The following is a 17,631-nucleotide window of genomic DNA, read 5'->3' as shown; positions in this document are numbered from 1 at the left end:
CATTTATTTGTTCGGCACGACCTACAGGTAGAACCTAGAAAACTTAAGATTATAGGGTTCCAGTAGAGACTATTTGTTACAATAACGCATCTACTGGGTAAAAATCTTAGTGCGTTCATAAGGCTTTTCAGTCTTAACTCCTTAGCAGAAATGGCGAGGAGGGGCATAAAGGCAAAAGTTCCTGATGTCCACCGAGAACAGCGGCTCTTCGTGGTAACAGCAGGAGAGAATCCCCAACTAGATTGCTTGCAATTAGTTGGGGTCTGTTCAAATGCAAACCGCCCCCGAAGATACTCAACGTGCGATCGCGAATACCATTACTCTACTGCAACAGATCCAAGAGCAAGGAGTTACAGCCGCAGAAGTAGCTACCGCTAAACGCTCAATTACCAGCCAATATCCCGTCACCCTTGCCCATCCCGATAACCTAGCCCAAACCATTCTCGACAATCAAGTTTACGGGTTAACCCCCGACGAACTGCGAGAGTTTGTGCGTCACATTGAAACCGTTAGCGTCAAACAAGTCAATCAGGCGGCGAAAGAATTACTCCATCCTGATAATCTAGTAATCGTAACAGCAGGTTCAGTACAAGACTAAACAAATGTCCTTAAATCGGCTCGTAGTAGGGGCTTTAGCCCCTCTCCATCCCCCCTACCAACATCAATGGCTGCGCCGATGCTTAACCGCAATCATTGGACTAATTCTCGGAATTAACCTACTATGCTTCCCCGCGATCGCGGCGACTCCAGCCATAGAAGTTAACGTGAGTTTAGGCAATTCAGCCAATGAACTCAAGTTCTTCCCCAACCAATTTGAATTTGTCGCAGGCAAACGCTATAAACTATTGCTGGATAATCCTAGTCCTCAAAAGCACTACTTCACCGCCAAAGACTTTGCTGATGCAAGTTGGACGCAAAAAGTTGAAGCCGCCAAAGTCGAAGTTAAAGGAGCAATCCACGAACTGGAACTCAAACCCAGTGGCGAGGCTGAGTGGGTATTTGTACCAATGAAACCCGGAACCTACGAACTTCATTGTTCAATTTCTGGACATACAGAAGCTGGTATGGTAGGAGAAATTACCATAAAACCTGAATAACTTGGTTAAAAAAGGCGATCGCACGTTGGTTAACTTTTCCTAAGATGAGTGAAGTGCGATCGCATCAGACGGAGTATGATTGAGACTATTTTCTGCCAACAATCCCCTAGACGCGATCGGCGGGATAAGGAAATAATACAGCAGTTTGCTCTGCTATGCGGTACATTTTCGATCCCCCTAAATCCCCCTTAAAAAGGGGGACTTTAATCTACTGTACTTTATTACAGAATTAAGCGCTGTAAGTAGGGCTTGCTCCCCCGGCAATGGTGTCAACTTAAGCCACAATCCTTGTCAACTTCCGGTAGATCCCCGACTTGGAGAATCCAATTTATTCGGGATAATCAGGGTTTCAACAAAGAAGTCGGGGATCTGGAGTAGCGTAAGCTGATCTCAATTCTCCGATAGCTTCCCCAGCTTCCAGACGTGCCATGGCACGTCTCTACAACCCCAGTTCCCTACCCCACCACAAAACTTATTCAGCAGCCCCTATTTACCCTCGCTTTGAGATTGACGAATGGGAATCTCAATCCAAAATCCAGTTCCTTCTCCTGGCTGAGAACTGCATTTAAAGATTCCCCCATGTTTTTCCACGATAATTTGATAACTAATCGAAAGCCCTAAACCCGTTCCTTTACCAATCGGCTTAGTTGTAAAAAAGGGATCGAAAATTTGTGATTGAAGTTCTGGGCTAATTCCTGCACCACTATCAGCAATCTGAATGATGATATGAGTTGGAGATGAGCCTTGATTCTTCTCTATTTCTATTTGTGTGGTGTTATTCGGACTATATTGGTTCTCATTAGTCTTCGATTGAACAGTTGTGGAAATCGTAATCCTCTGGTTATCTGAATCACAGTCTTCTAACGCATCGATCGCGTTGCTCAAAACATTCATAAAAACCTGGTTGAGTTGACTGGGATAGCATTCAACCAGCGGCAACTCCCCATAATTTTTGATCACCTGAATCCCTGGATGATTGGGTTTCCCTTTCAGGCGGTATTGTAAAATCAGTAGCGTACTCTCTATCCCTTCATGAATATCCACTAACTTTTTCTCGGCTTGGTCAAGGCGGGAAAAGTTTCGCAACGACAAAACTAGCTTGCGAATCCGTTCCGATCCCATTTTCATCGACTCTAAAAGCTTGGGTAAATCTCCTTCTAAAAAGTCTAAGTCGATGAGATCTAACAATTCAAGAATCTCTGGCTCTGGCTGAGGATAATATTTCTGATAGGAATGAATAATATTCAGTAAATCCTGAGCATATTGGCTCGTATAAACCAAGTTTCCATAAATAAAATTAACCGGATTATTAATTTCATGAGCGACCCCAGCAATCAACTGTCCCAGACTCGACATTTTTTCAGTTTGAATCAGTTGAGCTTGAGTTTGCTTAAGATGGTGAAACGCACTTGCCAATTGTTGGGCTTGGGCTTGAGTATGGGTAAATAATTCCGCTTGCTGAATCGCCACCGCCGCTTGATCGGCTAACTTTTTTAGCAGTTTAATCTCTGAGGGAAGCCAATCTCGACTAGCTTTACATTCTTGAGCAATTAAAAATCCCCACAGAGGTTGCTCCCATCGGGGACAAGGAAGACTCTCCAGCATAACGGGTATCTCATGAGCTTGAGGATTTTCCAGCCCAATGGGGACAATTAAAGCGGCTTTTACTTGGCAACGTTTTAAGAACTCTTGTTGATCCGGAGTTAATCGAGCTTGAGTGACATCCTTAATTACTCCTAAATTACCCCGCTGATACACTTGAATCTGGGCTTTCGAGAAATACTGTTGCGGATCGTCAATATCTAAAAGCGATAACCACTCACCTGTCATTGATTCCACAATAACTTGACCGTGGGAATCATCGGTAAACCGATAAATAATCACTCGGTCAGTGTTCAGCAGTTGACGAACTTCTCGTACAATCGTTTGTAGGGTAGTTTTCAGATCAAGAGTGCTGCGAATTTGGTTGGTGACTCGCTGTAGCGCCCGCCCTTGCTCTAGAGATTGTTGTAACTTCGCTGTGCGTTCAGCCACTTGGCATTCTAAGTTACTATTTAGGGCTTGTACTTGAGCATAAAGTTTATATTGCTCGATCGCCATGGCAAAATGATGACCGAGTGCGATCGCCAGTTCAATGTCGTAATTCGTCCACGGTTGAGCTTGATTCCGTTTGACTTCTCGCCACTGTTCAAACGATTGGCGGGGACTACGTTGTTTTTCATTGGTGTTAAACTCTCCCGCCCACAAAATTTCTTGCACCACTTGGGAACGAAAAATACTTAGATACCCCAGGAATGAGGAGCGATAATACAAGGGTATTACTAACCACCCGCGAATGGGAGTCCCATCAAAGGCTGGAGCCAGACTCGCCAACTCGGAGACTTGATCCAAATCGTTGACGATGAGTGGCTGACAACCGACAGGAGTCGAAGTGGATTCAGATGAGCCATTGGCGGTGTCAACGGTTCTATCCCTGGTTACCCATTGGACAAACACAGGATGCTCTTCCAGCATCGTCGGACTATCTCCCTCTTCCAGGGTAGGTTGTGTTCCCCATATCAGACACTCCGCCCTCGAATTCACCCGATCTGGGGCGATATAGAGTCTACCTCCCCAACTTGATAGAGCGCTAACCGTTTCTTGTAATGCAGCTTGGAGTTGAATTGTGGGTAACGAATGCAGCAAGGTAGAGACACGATTAATCGTCGCTTCAATCTGATGCTGCTGACGGGTTTGGGATAAGAGATTAGACTGGGCAATGGCAATGGACACCTGATCCACCACCGATTGGACAATCTGCAATTCCCGTTGGCTAATGCTACGGGGTGTGACGTGATGAGAGACTAAAAGTCCCCAGAGTCGTTTTTGAGATCGTTGAGCCTGAATATCATAATGGACAATGGGTAAAACCATGGAAGACTGGACACCCATTGCTCGTAAATACTTGACATGACAAGCATCTACGGGACGATAGTGAATCGGTTGCGGGGTGGAGCGATTCTCCGTTTCTGAGGGTTCTAAGGGTGATAAACCAATTAGTCCCTCGGAAACATCCACAATGGAACGCAAGCGCTCGGTAAGGTACAATTGACGGGCTTGTTCGGGAATATCATCGGCGGGGAAGTTTAATCCGTTGAGAGAAGACAGTCGATTGGTGTTGACTGATTCAGCAATCACCTGTCCACCACCCGACGGATTAAAGCGGTAAACCATGACGCGATCAGTTCCTAACAACGATCGCACTTCTGCAACTGTGGCATTTAAAATCTCTTGTAATTCTAAGGATTGGCGAATCCGATTCGTGATCCGGCGCAACACGTCTTCTTGATCGAGTTCTGGTTGTAACACTGTCCTACTCCTATGAAACACTCTCTGATTCTGGGTTAGGGGGCAATCCAAGTTACGAATCAGATGTCTAGCTCGATGCACCGACTTCACAAATCTGTATGAATATACTTAACTTACAGTGTAAGGATTCTTTGAGCTGAAATCATTTTTCACATAAAACTCAGCCGTGAGCGAACCCTAACCTGAACGCCCTGAGTTGTCTGTCACGCCTTTAATGGGCATACCCCCACACCTTTTACACCCCTGAATTTAGATGCACATCAGCGAATCAGACGGTAAATGTGATTCTACCGTTTCCTCTGAATCACCTGAAAGCGGAAGAGTATGCGCCTGTTTCAGATTTACCGATCCACGAGTTTGCAGTTCGCCTGTGCTACATGCTGTCGGATATGTTGACGAACATTCATCAGCATTTTTCCCAAATGATTCTCACCAGTTTGATCCTCACCACACCCCCAGTAGTAATCTGTGGGAGAATCCTCAACAATCACTTCTTCTCCGGTGTTCAGCAGGATTTGCTGAATATCAGGATGGGTAAGAAACTTGGTCAAAACCCCTCGCCACATAATCTGTTGTTTGACCTGTTCCCAATCAGGACGATGGTGGCGGGTGCGATCGCGTCCGAGGAGGGCGGCTTCTGTTGGTGTTGCCACATTTTTGATTGTCCTGATCAAGGCTTCGTCTGTCGTCCCGACGAACTTGTGCGCCTGATAGTAATGCTCAACGGTTTGCCAACACCAGCCATCGATCTGGATCGGGTGGGGAGAGAAGTTGGAAAAGCAGCCATAGGGTTCCTCAACCTTATAAAAGTAAATTGTCATGGCAAAACTGTCAAACTATTTCGCTGGGCAAAAAGCCTCGTCATCAGACGAGTCATGGTTTCGGGTGCGACGTCGGAAACGATATCCCTGAAGCCCACCCCAGATTTAAGGGTTTAGTTATCTAGTCCTTTTTATTGGTCAACCGACGGCTGATTGACATCTAAATCTTATGGTAGCGATCACGAGGCGTTTACGAGCAGGGAGAGGGAAAGCTGGGGGAGCTGAGGAGCGGGAGAGAGCGGGTCAAAAAATCTAAATTCGTGCTGATCAAGTCTGAGACGAGGGCAAAGTATGACGTGAGGTGAATCGCCAAACCCGCTAAAACAATAGCAGCCTGACCTGACTCATCTAAGGAATCTCCTCTTGCTATCACTAGCCTAAATAGAGTTGCACTGAACTACTACTCTTGAGTGGTCTTCAGTTGCATTGCTCCCAAAAATTAATTGAGGAAATATTAGCGGCTATGGTTGGGCTGCTATTGTTCAGTTGGATCGTTTCACTATCTGATGTGGCAGATATTACTGATACAAGGGAAATAAGATGGATAGTTATTTTACCTCCTGAACTCAACAGTGAACGGAAGTGTAATATCTGTCACTGGAAGCTTTCTTGCTTGCTTCAATTTTTAATGTATCACTGTTCCGGACAATGGTGTCAAAATGATAAACTAATTTACTTTCCGTTAAAATCTGTAATGTAATGGGGGGAATGTCGAAAAAAAAAAGAGTCACTTGCGCGACTCTCTTGATTATCAGGGTGCATCTACATATCAAACTATAGCACTTTGGGGATGAGGGGTGTAACCCCCTATTTTGTTCGCAATAGCCAAGGAATAGTGCTGAAACCTAATCTATAAAAGGGTTTCGGAGAAAAATGGATAAAAAAACAGCGCTCATTTTGTTACAAAAATTAACTAAGATAGAAGAATATAGTCACCCTGAATCGGGAACCATGCAAACAGCTACCCCACCATCAACCCGTAAAGCTTGGGCAAAGGCGATCGCTCAACCCGCCACTGAATTTCCCCTAACCCCCTTACCGATTCTCTCTGGTAGAATCCCCCAAGGGTTACGAGGTTCTCTATATCGCAATGGACCTGCCCGTTTAGAACGAGGGGGTCAACGGATGGGACATTGGTTTGATGGGGATGGCGCTATTTTAGCGGTTCATTTCACCGATGCTACAGCCACTGGGGTCTATCGCTACGTGCAAACCCCCGCCTATCAAGACGAAGCCGCCGCCGGGACATTACTTTACCCTAACTATGGCACCAAAGCCCCAGGGCGAATCTGGGAACGGTGGGGTAAACCTGTGAAAAATAGAGCAAATACCTCTGTATTACCCCTACCGGATAAATTACTAGCCCTGTGGGAAGGCGGGAATCCTTACGCACTCGACCTGCAAACCTTAGAAACTTGGGGACGCGATCGCTTAGACTATTTAGCCGAGGGAGACTCGTTTTCAGCCCATCCCAAGTGTGATCCAGAAACGGGTGAGATATTTAACTTTGGCATCAGCATCGGACTTAATTCCAGCTTAAATCTCTACAAAAGCGACTCAACGGGCAAAATCGTCCAAAAAGGAACGATACCACTCAACGGCATACCCCTAGTTCATGATTTTGTCCTCGCAGGCTCTTATCTTGTCTTTTTCGTACCACCTGTACAGGTGAATCTCCTACCCGCCGCATTGGGGGTGAGTAGCTTTGGCGAGGCGATGGAATGGCGTCCCCAATTAGGAACCCAAATTTTAATCGTTGACCGAGAAACGCTTTCATTAGCCGCCCGTAGCGAAGCCGATCCTTGGTTTCAGTGGCATTTTGCCAATGGCTATGTGAATCAGCAGGGTTCTATCGTGGTCGAATTTATTCGGTATCCGGATTTTGGCACAAACCAACGTCTCCAAGACATCGCCATGGGTGAGATTCATACCGTTACCAACGAGACATTATGGCAGGTTGAGATCCATCCCCAAACTGGGATGATTATCGCCGAACGGGAATTATTGGATCGATACGTCGAGTTTCCAGTGGTTCCAGACGCGCAAGTGGGTCAAACCTCTCGTTCCATTTATCTAGCACTGCATCGCCAAGATATGGATCACCGTCGCGAAATTTATAGTGCGATCGCCCGCTTTGATTGTCAAACCCAAACCCTAATCGAAGCCGATTTGGGTAAGAATCGCTATCCTTCAGAACCCATCCATGCACCTGACGCGCTGAATCCAGAACAGGGGTGGATCTTAACCATCGTTTATGATGGAAATTCTGACCAAAGTGAAGTGTGGATCTATGACAGCGATGCTCTGGATCAAGAACCTGTCTGTCGGCTGCAATTACCACAGGTCATTCCGTTAAGTTTTCATGGCAGGTGGAAATCTGTTGGGTAAAGTTTTCATTGGTCGTTGGTTATTTATGCTTAAACATAAATAACCTGACGATAAAAAGGAGGTTACCACGAAATATTTTAAACTGGCTTGAGTTTCAAAGCAGTCTACTATCGAGGTTGACAGTCAGGGGGATCAGTTCGATTACAACCAGGGGGCGGACTTTGTTCTGTTGAAGCTAGCACTAACTTCTGCTGGTTTACCCAAAAAGAGGAATCAAGTCTTCCTGGTTCAGAGATGGACAGGCTAGCGGACAAAACCCAACTATAAATGTGCATTGTAGATGTCATTTGCAGCGCTTATATATCCAGACTGACGTTTTTGCTTCTTTAAGGAGAGTTAAACATTAACCTCTACAAAAAAGATCTCAAATGCGTAAGTCATGTAATACTTGCTTCAGACTGTTCAATGCTTGATCCGTATAAAACTGGAAAAAATAATAAATTATATAAAATTGACGACTAAGGGAGTCGAACAGAAGCAACTATGGATGGAGAATAAAATTTATAGATTTGTGATAAATATTTGTTGCAATTATAGTTATTAGAATTAAACTTGATGATTGAGAATAGGGAACAGAAAACAGTGGGTAAGTAGGTGGACACAATTAAAGTTAAAGGTGGAGATGAGGAAGGAACGGGGAACAGTAAGAAGTTGAAACTTGTTTACATAACTTAATCTAGTTATGAAGTGTAATGTTCCGAAGAAATGGTATTATGTCCACCTACTTATCTTTTGGCTTCTGCCTTGTCCCAACCAACAAGGGAATAGTTAATCCGGATTTAGCGATAGTATTCGCACAAAATTATCAGCGTAAACTCATCTATTAACATTCAATGGATTACAAAACAGCCCGTAACTTTGTGATTAATCAAGCCACAGCATCTGACCAAAATCAAGACGCATTTTTAGTACGTCTCAAGTCTAAACAACCACCGATTCCCGGTCAAATCACCAATATTTTATTAGCGCTGAAAATGATATTTGAGGGTCTGCGAGATGCATCGACTCTAGACCGAGAACTTGCTCATTCCCTATATTTGTTGGCTTATGAGAGCCGACAACAGTTTGAAGCCGGACGCCGGGTTAGTGTGAATTGGCCCCCCCTGCTCGATGAAGACCTCAAGCGCATTGCTCGTGAGGTTGAGAGTATTTTTTCAGGGGTTTGACATAAGACATAAGACAAATAGCTAGTGCAGCGCGGCTTCAAATACTAACCAGTTAACAAGCTTCCTAAAAGCAGCTACATTATGTTCCTCATAGCCTTCTGCCCTCTACCTTCGGACTTCTGCCTTCTTGTACTAGCGATTTCGCAACTCAATTTCAAGTTTATCTAAATCTTCGGGCAAGAAAACCGTGATCCGCCCATTAATTGGTTTGCCATTCTCAGTTCGAGTTACTTCTAACCAATAGGCAAAGCGATCGCCTAATAAAAGCTCGCCTTGTCGTGCTATTAGCATTGGTCGATTCTGTCGCCGAGCTAAATCGATGGTTGCGGGTGTGGGATAAGCGTATATCAGGTTAGCTCTCTGGTAATCTTGATAGATTGCTGGACCATAAATAACGCGCAGTGACTCTGTGAGTCGTTCCGGAGTCACGCCGTTAATCATGTCATAGAAGGAAATTTGCTCACTTTGAATGATACCGCGATTCGTGGGAAAGGCGATTTGACCTGGCGGAAGTACCGAGGCTTCAAATTTAAATCGTTGAGCGGCGGTATTCTGTTTAGTCACGACTAAGCCATCGCCAATACCGGGTTCTAAGGTCGGATGAGCCGCAATCCAAGCCGCGACGGTTTCCACGGTTTGACCGGGTAACGCCTGAGCGGGATTGGCTGTCAACCCCAGTATCATGCCAATGAATAGAAATGACCCCAGTTTACTTTTCTTCATCGCCAGCCTCCTTGAGGTTTGCTTTTCCTATAAACAATTATGGCAGTAATGACAGTCATTCTGTCGCTACTGTTGGCTGACTTGGCGGAATCTGCTCGATCGCGATTAAAGCTTCCATGACTGACTTGACAATCGGTGCAGCTACCGTAGATCCAAAAGCATTTCCCTTGGGTTCATCCACCACCGCCATCACCACATAACGGGGAGAATCCACACTGAGAATTCCCACAAAGCTGGTAATTTTAGCATTGGTAAAATACCCCCCCGTAGGACTGGCTTTCTGAGCCGTTCCCGTCTTCCCCGCCACTCGATACCCTGAAATTTGAGCCGTTTTTCCTGTGCCTTGGCTAACCACTTGTTCCATCATTTCCAGAACCTTCTGGCAGGTTTCAGGTGAAAAGATGGGGCGGGACGTACTCAAGCGCGGTTGCCAATAAAGCTGACCTTGACTATCAAAAAGTCCCTGGACAACATGAGGCATAACCAACTTACCCCCATTGGCTAACGTAGCATGGAGTTGAACAAGCTGAAGCGGCGTAAGGGAAAAGCCTTGACCAAACGCTGTGGTTGCAGGTTCAATCGGGGAACTGGTAAACTTCCGCTGATTTTTGAGCTGTCCGGCACTTTCAAAGGGCAAATCTGTTTCCAGTCTCTGCCCCAATCCCAATCGTTCTAGCCAACCATAGTAAACCTCCGGTTTCATTTGTTGCATCATCCGCACCATGCCCACGTTACTGGAATGTTGCAGGATTTGCGGCGGATTGATCATGCCATGGGCTTTTTTGTCATAGTTGGCAATGGGCCACCGACCGATCTGAATCGACCCCGTATCGTTGAATAGACTATCAGGACGAACCGCCCCAGATTCCAGCGCGATCGCCACATTCAGAGGTTTAAACGTGGAACCCGGTTCATACAAATCTGCCAATGCCCAATTTTTAAACAAACTAATATCAGACTTAGAAAATTGATTAGGGTTATAGGTTGGCTCTGACACCAACACTAACAAGGAACCATCCAAGGCATCCATAACAATTACAGTGCCTCGTTTGGCATTAAATTCCTTAATTTTTTGCTTCAGTGCAGAACGTGCCGCACGTTGTAAGCGACTGTCTAAGGTCAGTTTCAACCGCAGATCATCCGAGTGGATAAACCCTTCGGGAATATGATCCGGCATCAATGTACCGTTACCTGCCCGACTCATTCGCAGTGTGCGGACTTCTCGTTCTAATAATTTTTCCTGAGAATACTCAATTCCTGCCTGACCCTGATGATCAACATTAACGTACCCAACCACATCGGCGGCTAACTCTTGCTGAGGATAAAGGCGAGAATATTTGGGAATCATTTCAATCCCATCCAAACTTAATTGAGCGATTTTGTTAGCGGTATCTTCGGGTAATGAGGCGCTAATTTGAATGCCCGTATTTCTTTTATTAAATAGCGTTTCCAATTCCGTCACCGTTTTGTCCAGGATTGGTGCTAGCTGAGTGGCGATATTGGCTTTCGATTGTTTAAAGAGTTTAGGATGAACGTACAGGGTATAGACACGCCGATCCACCGCCAAAACATTACCATTCCGGTCAACAATTGGACGACGCGGAATAAACGGGCGCATATAAATCATCTGCTGTTGCCGTGCTTTCTCTTCCAAGTTGGGTGAGATGACAACTTGCAGCCGATATAAATTAAATAAAAGCCCAAAACTTCCTGCCATCATGATTGCCCAAATTAATAGCAATCTAAACCCAGGGCGTTGGACAAGTGTTGACCCTTCACGACCTTCGTAGGGAACCTGGTTTTGAATGTTAAGTTTTGAGTGTTGACCCTTCGCGACCCTCGTAGGGAACCTGGTTTTGAGTTTTGAGTTTTGCATTCGATCATTCATCTTGCCCAACTGGAGTTTAGACTTAAGTGAACGGCTCTTTGGTACTTGTGGTGGAAACTCTAGTTTTTAGGGAACAGGGAACAGGGAACAGGGAACAGGGAACAGGAAAATCCTTATCCAGCAAGCCTTTGACCCAATTCAATAACTTTTCATTATCACCATAACTCCTGGAGAGCCAGAAGCAAGCTACGTCCTTTGTCTGAGGTCATTTGTTCACTGCCTTATCTCCCCCAGCTCGCCATAGTGCCATGGCACGTCTCTACATTGCTCCCCCAGCTCCCCCAGCTCCCTCAATATCCCAAAGGAGTCTTTGCCAAGGTTTCTTGCTCAGGCTTCTGATTCGGAGATTCCTGGACTTGGCGTTGAGGTGCTGGAGAAAGATAAATAGTATTGGCGGTATTGGGGATTACCAAACCTGTAGCTGGGCGTTCCGCTTGTTGAGCGAGTTGATCTTTGATGATTTCATTCGTCGTTGTCAGATCACGCTCATTCCGTTGCAGCGTTCCCAATTTGCGGTATTCTTGTGTCCACTGCTGCTGGGTATATACAGTCCAGGAATAAATGGTGAGTGTCACAATACCCAGGATCAGTGTAATCACATCAGAACCGCGTTGCAGGATCATGAGCGATCGCAGCCAGCCAGGAGTCCGCTCTCGTGAGGTGTTCAGCCTTTCTACTTTTTGGTGACTGGTTCTAGACGCCAAGGGTGACACACGGCTGGATCGAGATGAGCGCCTGCTCGCGGAAACCGAAACGTGGCGAGAAGGATGACGTTGAATTGGAACAGAACGAGAGACAGCATTCATAAGCGTTTGGCAGATCTTTGCGTTTTGAGTTTTTAGTTTTGTGTAGGAGCAAGTTTGACTATTGTCATTTCTTACCTGACAAAGGATATAACTAAACTCGCCCCTACCGAGTTTTGAGTGCAAGAGTGTTGGCTGTTAACCATTGACTGAGAAAATTCTTCCCCATCGTCCCCATCGTCCCCATCGTCCCCATCTCCCCTATCGTCCCTATCTTCCCCATCTCCCCCATCTCCCCCATCTCCCCCATCTCCCCCATCTCCCCCATCCCTCCTGTTAATTCGGTTTAGCAACTTCCCATGACAAGTCAGAAGTCGGCGCGGGGGATTGAGAGGACGAGGGATTCGATTTCATCGCATCAGAATGGCGCACTGGGATTTGCAAAATGAACTCAGTCCCTTGACCCGGTTGCGATCGCACGTCTAATTGACCCTGATGTTGGTTAACAATGGTTTGATAGCTCACAGTTAAACCCAAACCTCGACCTTCTCCAACGGCTTTGGTGGTGAAAAATGGCTCAAAGATACTCGGGAGAATGTCTGAATTAATACCTAGACCATTGTCGGCGATACTAATTTGTATCCGATCCTCATCCGTAGAATGGATGCTCGGTTGCCATTGCGTTCGCAGGGTAATCATTTTATCAGAATTGGGCGAACGATTGAGGGCTTCAATGGCATTCGTCAGAATATTGAGAAATACCTGATTGATGGGCTTGGGGTAACATTCGACATGGGGCAGGTTATCATAATGGCGTTCTATGGAGATCGTATTGACGAATTGGTTGTGCAGGATTAACAACGTATTTTCCAACGCCGCATTGATATCAATCAGTTTCAAGGAAGCTTCGTTGTGCCGCGAGAATCGCTGCAATAACTGCACGATTTCCTGAATACGCTGGGTTCCCGATTGCATGGATTGCAAAATTTTCGGTAAGTCCTTGCTCAAAAAATCAATTTCTACGTCCTCCAACAGGTTTTCCAGCGTCGGTGAGGGATTGGGATATTCCCTTTGGTAGGCTTGGACTAAGCGCAGCAAGTCATTGACATAATTTTCTAGGTAAGGAATATTGCCATAGATGAAACTAATGGGATTATTGATTTCATGAGCTACCCCAGCCACCATTCTGCCTAAACTGGACATTTTTTCACTCTGAATCAGTTGGACTTGAGTCAGCCGCAGTTCTTCAATCATTTCTGCCAGTTTTTGGGCTTGCATGGCATTATGTGCCGCTTGTTGCTGGGTACGGGTATATAAATATGCCTGTTGCAGGGAAATCGCCAGCTGATCAGCAACCGCTTGTGCCAGTTCTTGATCGTGTTTTGACCAATAGCGGATGTAAGCGCATTGATTGAGGTACAAAATAGCATAGAGTTTACCATGGGCTTGCACCGGAACCACTAATGAGGATTTAATTTGGGCATTTTGGTATTCTTCGTTGTGGACATCAATCCGTTCATCTTGGCTTACGTCGGGAATCACGACCGCCCGTTGGTGCTGAATAATCCACTGCGTAATCGGACCTTGGGGATTGAATGTGTCCTTGCAAGGGGCGAAGGGTTGGCGATACACCTCATAGAGATGCTTCTGGTGTAATGACTCACCCTGACGGGGCGCGATCGCAGCGTCCGAGTTAACGGTTGGCAAATCTGAGGTTTGGTAATCCTCGACTAAATGCACCAAACATCGATCCACTGCTAACGCCGAACACAGATGGCTAATCGCTTCGGTTAATATGGTCTGGGGATCAAAACTCTGGCGAGTTTGGCTGGTAATATGATTAACAATCTGCTCCCGAATGGCTTGCTGCTGGGTTTGTTCGTAGAGTTGGGCTTGACGGATAGCAATTTCTAAGGATTCGGCGATCGACTCTAAAAATTGAATTTCCGGAGTTGCCCAAAACCGAGGATGCTCACAAAGACAAGCAATAAACCCAATTCCGTTTTCTTTACCCGTGACGGGAATCAATAAGTTGGCTTTATAGTCCCAAGGAGAGGGATTGGGAATAAATGATGGGGGATTGGCAGAGGATTTCTGCACAAGCCGTTGCACTCTCCCGCGCAGTCCTGTCGGTGTCAAGTGCGCTGTTCCGTGATTAACGATCCGTTTCCCTTCTGCGATCGCCCGGGCTAGAGTGCCAAAACCCTCTAGGGGATACTCTCCCAAATAGGAGGGCTGATCCTCATGCTGACGACGTTCGCAGACAATCTCCACTTGCCCCCGTTCTTCCCAATACCAGAAAAAATTACAACAGTCCAGTCGAAGCAATGCCGCAATTTCGTCTACGGCTGTTTGCACTACAACCGATAATTCTAGGGAATTACGGATGCGATCGACAATTTTTTGGGTTAGTGCTGCTTGCCTTGGGGGATACTTGATCCAAGCTTGGATCGATTGAAAAGCGTGATAAAAATTAGAAAACACAATGCATTCCTTAAACAATCCTCAGCACCCACCTTGACGGCTTGTCCTGATTTTATAGGTTAAACCGCCAAAAAAACCCTATACTAACAATTATGCAGCTAATTTAGTGATTCTACGTAATTCTGCAGAATTTACTGAATCATAATCAACCTTCAGACAACTGGGTCAGGCAAGCGGGTGAATGTCATTCCAGTCTATCGGATACATCTTTCTCTTCGGTTAGTGAAACGGCGCGTAAGCGCAGCGTAGCGAAGTGCTACTCTTAGTGATCGGTTAGAGTGGGATCATTCTCGCTGAATTAAGGGAAAAAAGCAGTAGTCGTGTTAAAACTATAAAGTTATAGTAAGCTAACATAACGTCTGATTTGACGCAGTCCTTAACACCAAGGGGAGTGTATGACTAAGAAATTACTGAGTTTGCTGTTTGTATTGGCTTTAGGAGCTAGTTTGGGCGCTTGCCAAGGTGGTGCCGATACCGAAACTAGCCCTGCAGAGAATGGTGCTACCGAGTCTCCGGCTGAGTCTCCGGCTGAGTCTCCGGAGTAGAAGCACAACCAACACACACAGAGATCGCCCGACGATCGCTTATCCCTGAAAGCGGGAAATCCTGTTCGCGTAAACTCGGCGTAAGCCAAGACGAATAAAACCGTCCTGACTGGCTAGTGGGGAAGTCTCAAATAAGAGCGAAGCAAGTTGGGGTATTTCAAGCCAAAGCGCGATATCTAGACAGTCTTGTCAGGTATCGCTTTTTGCTTTCAACCTCAACACCAGCATCTATGAACCATCAACCATGAACCCGAAACAACAACGTTGGTGGCACTTCGGGCTACTTATGTTATGGATAGCCCTTGGCACAATCCTGCGCTTGAGTCGTCTGGCGTCTCTACCCCCATGGACGGATGAATGTGCCACGATGGTCTTTAGTTTGGGCAACAGCTTTCAAACCGTGCCACTGAATCAGTGGATTAGTTCAGATGTCTTGCTCTCTCCCTTGCATCCTGTGGCTGATGCAGATACGGGTTCAGTTGTCAACCATTTAATCCAAGAAAGTACCCATCCACCCATTTATTTTGTCTTAACCCATTGGTGGATGAAGGTCTTTGCCACTAATGACGGATTGGTATCGTTATGGGGGGCGCGATCGCTGTCAGTATTTTGGGGCGTTGCTTCTATTCCTAGCCTATTCGGTTTGGGGTATTTGGCGTTTGGTTCTCGGTTAGTCGGTCAAATCGCCGCCGCGATGATGGCGGTTTCACCCTATGGGATTTTCCTCGCCCAAGATGCACGTCACTATACCCTGGCGATTTTACTGGTGATTGCATCTCTATCCTATTTAGTCATGGCGGTTCAAGCCATCCACCGTCATCAGCCCTTATCAGTAGGGATGGGATTAGGCTGGGTGGGTGTCAATAGTTTGGGCATCGCCACTCATTATTTTTTCAGCTTAACCCTCTGTGCGGAAGGGATTGTGCTGTTGATCCAAGCTTGGCAACAGGGAAGCAATGATCCTCAAAGTTGGACGCGATCGCATTGGCGACGTATCTATGCGGTTGCTGGAGGAACGCTGATCGGGTGTTTAGTCTGGCTACCTGCTTTATACAATATCTACGGTAGCGAACCCACAGCTTGGATCGCCGACGGGGATTTAACCCGTGAATGGCTAGCACCCATCGGGCGGTTATTGATTTGGGGGCTGAGTATGATTCTGTTGCTTCCCACCGCCACAACGATGCTGCCGATTGGGATTGTGGTAATCTCCGGTATCGTGACGGTATTATTTATCCTGAGCATGATACCGAGCCTCGCGAATGGCTGGAAACTGCAACAGAAGTTTCCCGATCGCCGTTTAACCTTGCAGGTTGTCAGGGGATATGTAGGGAGTGTGATCGCATTAGTCTTGGGCATCACCTATGGTTTAGGTATGGATGTAACCCTAGGGGCGCGGTTTCAGTTCGTTTACTTTCCGGCTGTGATCCTGTTAGTCGCGGGGATGTTGGCTGGAGTTTGGCAACAGGGAACATTTGCTCCCGCTTCTGGTATCAAGCATGGCAAAGCAATGGTGGCAATGATCTGGCTAATGGGATTCATCGGGGGACTCACCGCCATTGGAAATTTAGGGTACTTACAAAATCACCGTCCTGACTTGCTTGCACCTGTGATCCAAAAGGCGTCTCAATCTCCCATATTCATCGCCACCACTCACAAGCATCATGGACAAACCGGACGACTGATGGGGTTAGCCTGGGACTTTCAACGATTATCCGAGAGGAAGGATGCCCAAACGGATCGGATAGTATCTGCCCAATTTTTCCTAGCGGATCGCGATCCCCAAACCCGAACCTATACAGACGCGATCGCCGTCTTTCAAAACACATTAACTGCACTACCACGCCCCTTCGATTTATGGTTAGTGGATTTTCGGACTACGGTTGATTTAGAGGCGCAGCATTGTTTTCGCGATCGGTCTTATGGGTCATGGGCAGGGGAGTATAAATATAAACTTTATCGTTGTCGAGTAGCAAAAGAATGAGTAGGGGCACTATCCTTGCGCCCGATTCAAGAACAGGCGAATCAGAATGAGCTGTTCACATAAAGTTTGTGCAGCAGACCCTAGCTAAGTAGGTGGACACAATTAAAGTTAACGGTTGAGATTAGGCAACAGGCAACAGGCAACAGTAAGGGTTTGAGGGCAATTTACAAAGCTTAATACAGTGCCGTTTTCTTTTGTCCGACTACTTATTAAATTTCATTTAACCTGTTAATGGGTTGATCATGCGATCGCGCAATGTTTAAGAAAGATGAAAAGGCTTAAGTCATATCATGTCCGCCGAAATAACCGTAATATCTTTTTTCCTTGCAACCTTGCTCCTTCCCTTCTGCCCTCTGCCTTCTGCCTTCTGCCTTCTGCCTTCTGCCTTCTGCCTTGTCTCCAGCTAAATGTGAGTATTCAACCGGACATAATATCAGTGCCATT

General features: G+C 46.2%; 14 protein-coding genes. 6 read left to right on the top strand and 8 right to left on the bottom strand.

Annotation, left to right across the window (positions count from 1 at the left end; all coding sequences use genetic code 11):
• Positions 1-271 precede the first annotated feature (271 nt).
• A complete protein-coding gene (locus tag RIE73_RS31935; protein WP_446404997.1) occupies positions 272-598 on the top strand; it encodes a M16 family metallopeptidase in 327 nt (108 codons plus the stop codon).
• A 4-nt stretch (positions 599-602) separates the two neighbouring features.
• Positions 603-1,097, top strand: a complete 495-nt coding sequence (locus tag RIE73_RS31930; RefSeq protein ID WP_446404996.1) for a plastocyanin/azurin family copper-binding protein — start codon at positions 603-605, stop codon at positions 1,095-1,097.
• A 486-nt stretch (positions 1,098-1,583) separates the two neighbouring features.
• On the opposite strand, the gene RIE73_RS31925 is transcribed toward RIE73_RS31930, so the two are convergent.
• Together RIE73_RS31925 and RIE73_RS31920 are read right to left on the bottom strand one after the other, a co-directional pair.
• Positions 1,584-4,445: a GAF domain-containing sensor histidine kinase gene (locus RIE73_RS31925; RefSeq protein ID WP_446404995.1), complete on the bottom strand. Its 2,862-nt coding sequence runs from the start codon at positions 4,443-4,445 to the stop codon at positions 1,584-1,586.
• A 341-nt stretch (positions 4,446-4,786) separates the two neighbouring features.
• Positions 4,787-5,266 carry an NADAR family protein gene (locus RIE73_RS31920; RefSeq protein WP_446404994.1) on the bottom strand — a complete coding sequence of 160 codons (480 nt, stop codon included), beginning with the start codon at positions 5,264-5,266 and terminating at the stop codon, positions 4,787-4,789.
• A 951-nt stretch (positions 5,267-6,217) separates the two neighbouring features.
• Between RIE73_RS31920 and RIE73_RS31915 the strand changes: the two genes are divergently transcribed.
• Together RIE73_RS31915 and RIE73_RS31910 are read left to right on the top strand one after the other, a co-directional pair.
• Positions 6,218-7,654: a carotenoid oxygenase family protein gene (locus RIE73_RS31915; RefSeq protein ID WP_446404998.1), complete on the top strand. Its 1,437-nt coding sequence runs from the start codon at positions 6,218-6,220 to the stop codon at positions 7,652-7,654.
• A gap of 833 nt (positions 7,655-8,487) precedes the next feature.
• Positions 8,488-8,820 carry a Dethiobiotin synthetase gene (locus RIE73_RS31910; RefSeq protein WP_446404993.1) on the top strand — a complete coding sequence of 111 codons (333 nt, stop codon included), beginning with the start codon at positions 8,488-8,490 and terminating at the stop codon, positions 8,818-8,820.
• Between the two features lie 132 nt (positions 8,821-8,952).
• Here RIE73_RS31910 and RIE73_RS31905 read toward each other — a convergent pair whose 3' ends face one another.
• The 5 genes from RIE73_RS31905 to RIE73_RS31885 form a co-directional block, all read right to left on the bottom strand.
• Entirely contained in the window at positions 8,953-9,543 is a 591-nt protein-coding gene (locus tag RIE73_RS31905) for a hypothetical protein (protein ID WP_446404992.1), read from the bottom strand.
• A gap of 55 nt (positions 9,544-9,598) precedes the next feature.
• Positions 9,599-11,431 carry a peptidoglycan D,D-transpeptidase FtsI family protein gene (locus tag RIE73_RS31900; RefSeq protein WP_446404991.1) on the bottom strand — a complete coding sequence of 611 codons (1,833 nt, stop codon included), beginning with the start codon at positions 11,429-11,431 and terminating at the stop codon, positions 9,599-9,601.
• A 290-nt stretch (positions 11,432-11,721) separates the two neighbouring features.
• Positions 11,722-12,237: a hypothetical protein gene (locus RIE73_RS31895; RefSeq protein ID WP_446404990.1), complete on the bottom strand. Its 516-nt coding sequence runs from the start codon at positions 12,235-12,237 to the stop codon at positions 11,722-11,724.
• Positions 12,238-12,308: 71 nt separating this feature from the next.
• Entirely contained in the window at positions 12,309-12,527 is a 219-nt protein-coding gene (locus RIE73_RS31890; RefSeq protein WP_446404989.1) for a hypothetical protein, read from the bottom strand.
• Positions 12,511-14,658 carry a GAF domain-containing sensor histidine kinase gene (locus RIE73_RS31885; RefSeq protein WP_446404988.1) on the bottom strand — a complete coding sequence of 716 codons (2,148 nt, stop codon included), beginning with the start codon at positions 14,656-14,658 and terminating at the stop codon, positions 12,511-12,513. Before RIE73_RS31885 ends, RIE73_RS31890 begins: the two co-directional genes overlap by 17 nt.
• 395 nt (positions 14,659-15,053) lie before the next feature.
• On the opposite strand from RIE73_RS31885, the gene RIE73_RS31880 reads away from it, so the two are divergent.
• Both RIE73_RS31880 and RIE73_RS31875 read left to right on the top strand, forming a co-directional pair.
• Complete coding sequence (locus RIE73_RS31880; protein WP_446404987.1) at positions 15,054-15,203, top strand: hypothetical protein; 150 nt, start codon at positions 15,054-15,056, stop codon at positions 15,201-15,203.
• A gap of 244 nt (positions 15,204-15,447) precedes the next feature.
• Positions 15,448-17,187, top strand: a complete 1,740-nt coding sequence (locus RIE73_RS31875; RefSeq protein WP_446404986.1) for a glycosyltransferase family 39 protein — start codon at positions 15,448-15,450, stop codon at positions 17,185-17,187.
• A gap of 278 nt (positions 17,188-17,465) precedes the next feature.
• On the opposite strand, the gene RIE73_RS31870 is transcribed toward RIE73_RS31875, so the two are convergent.
• Positions 17,466-17,630 carry a hypothetical protein gene (locus RIE73_RS31870; RefSeq protein WP_446404985.1) on the bottom strand — a complete coding sequence of 55 codons (165 nt, stop codon included), beginning with the start codon at positions 17,628-17,630 and terminating at the stop codon, positions 17,466-17,468.
• Position 17,631 lies beyond the last annotated feature (1 nt).

This window comes from Coleofasciculus sp. C1-SOL-03 (assembly GCF_040220555.1).
Classification (GTDB): Bacteria; Cyanobacteriota; Cyanobacteriia; order Cyanobacteriales; family Coleofasciculaceae; genus Coleofasciculus.
The sequence above is the reverse complement of the archived record's forward strand: the minus strand, read 5'-3'. Positions and strand labels throughout refer to the sequence as shown.

What these genes read in the sequence shown, in the direction of transcription:
- RIE73_RS31935 (WP_446404997.1), top strand. Translation starts at nt 272, where the DNA reads ATGCAAACCGCCCCCGAAGATACTCAACGTGCGATCGCGAATACCATT.
- RIE73_RS31930 (WP_446404996.1), top strand. Translation starts at nt 603, where the DNA reads ATGTCCTTAAATCGGCTCGTAGTAGGGGCTTTAGCCCCTCTCCATCCC.
- RIE73_RS31920 (WP_446404994.1), bottom strand. Translation starts at nt 5,266, where the DNA reads ATGACAATTTACTTTTATAAGGTTGAGGAACCCTATGGCTGCTTTTCC.
- RIE73_RS31915 (WP_446404998.1), top strand. Translation starts at nt 6,218, where the DNA reads ATGCAAACAGCTACCCCACCATCAACCCGTAAAGCTTGGGCAAAGGCG.
- RIE73_RS31910 (WP_446404993.1), top strand. Translation starts at nt 8,488, where the DNA reads ATGGATTACAAAACAGCCCGTAACTTTGTGATTAATCAAGCCACAGCA.
- RIE73_RS31905 (WP_446404992.1), bottom strand. Translation starts at nt 9,543, where the DNA reads ATGAAGAAAAGTAAACTGGGGTCATTTCTATTCATTGGCATGATACTG.
- RIE73_RS31900 (WP_446404991.1), bottom strand. Translation starts at nt 11,431, where the DNA reads ATGAATGATCGAATGCAAAACTCAAAACTCAAAACCAGGTTCCCTACG.
- RIE73_RS31895 (WP_446404990.1), bottom strand. Translation starts at nt 12,237, where the DNA reads ATGAATGCTGTCTCTCGTTCTGTTCCAATTCAACGTCATCCTTCTCGC.
- RIE73_RS31880 (WP_446404987.1), top strand. Translation starts at nt 15,054, where the DNA reads ATGACTAAGAAATTACTGAGTTTGCTGTTTGTATTGGCTTTAGGAGCT.
- RIE73_RS31875 (WP_446404986.1), top strand. Translation starts at nt 15,448, where the DNA reads ATGAACCCGAAACAACAACGTTGGTGGCACTTCGGGCTACTTATGTTA.
- RIE73_RS31870 (WP_446404985.1), bottom strand. Translation starts at nt 17,630, where the DNA reads ATGGCACTGATATTATGTCCGGTTGAATACTCACATTTAGCTGGAGAC.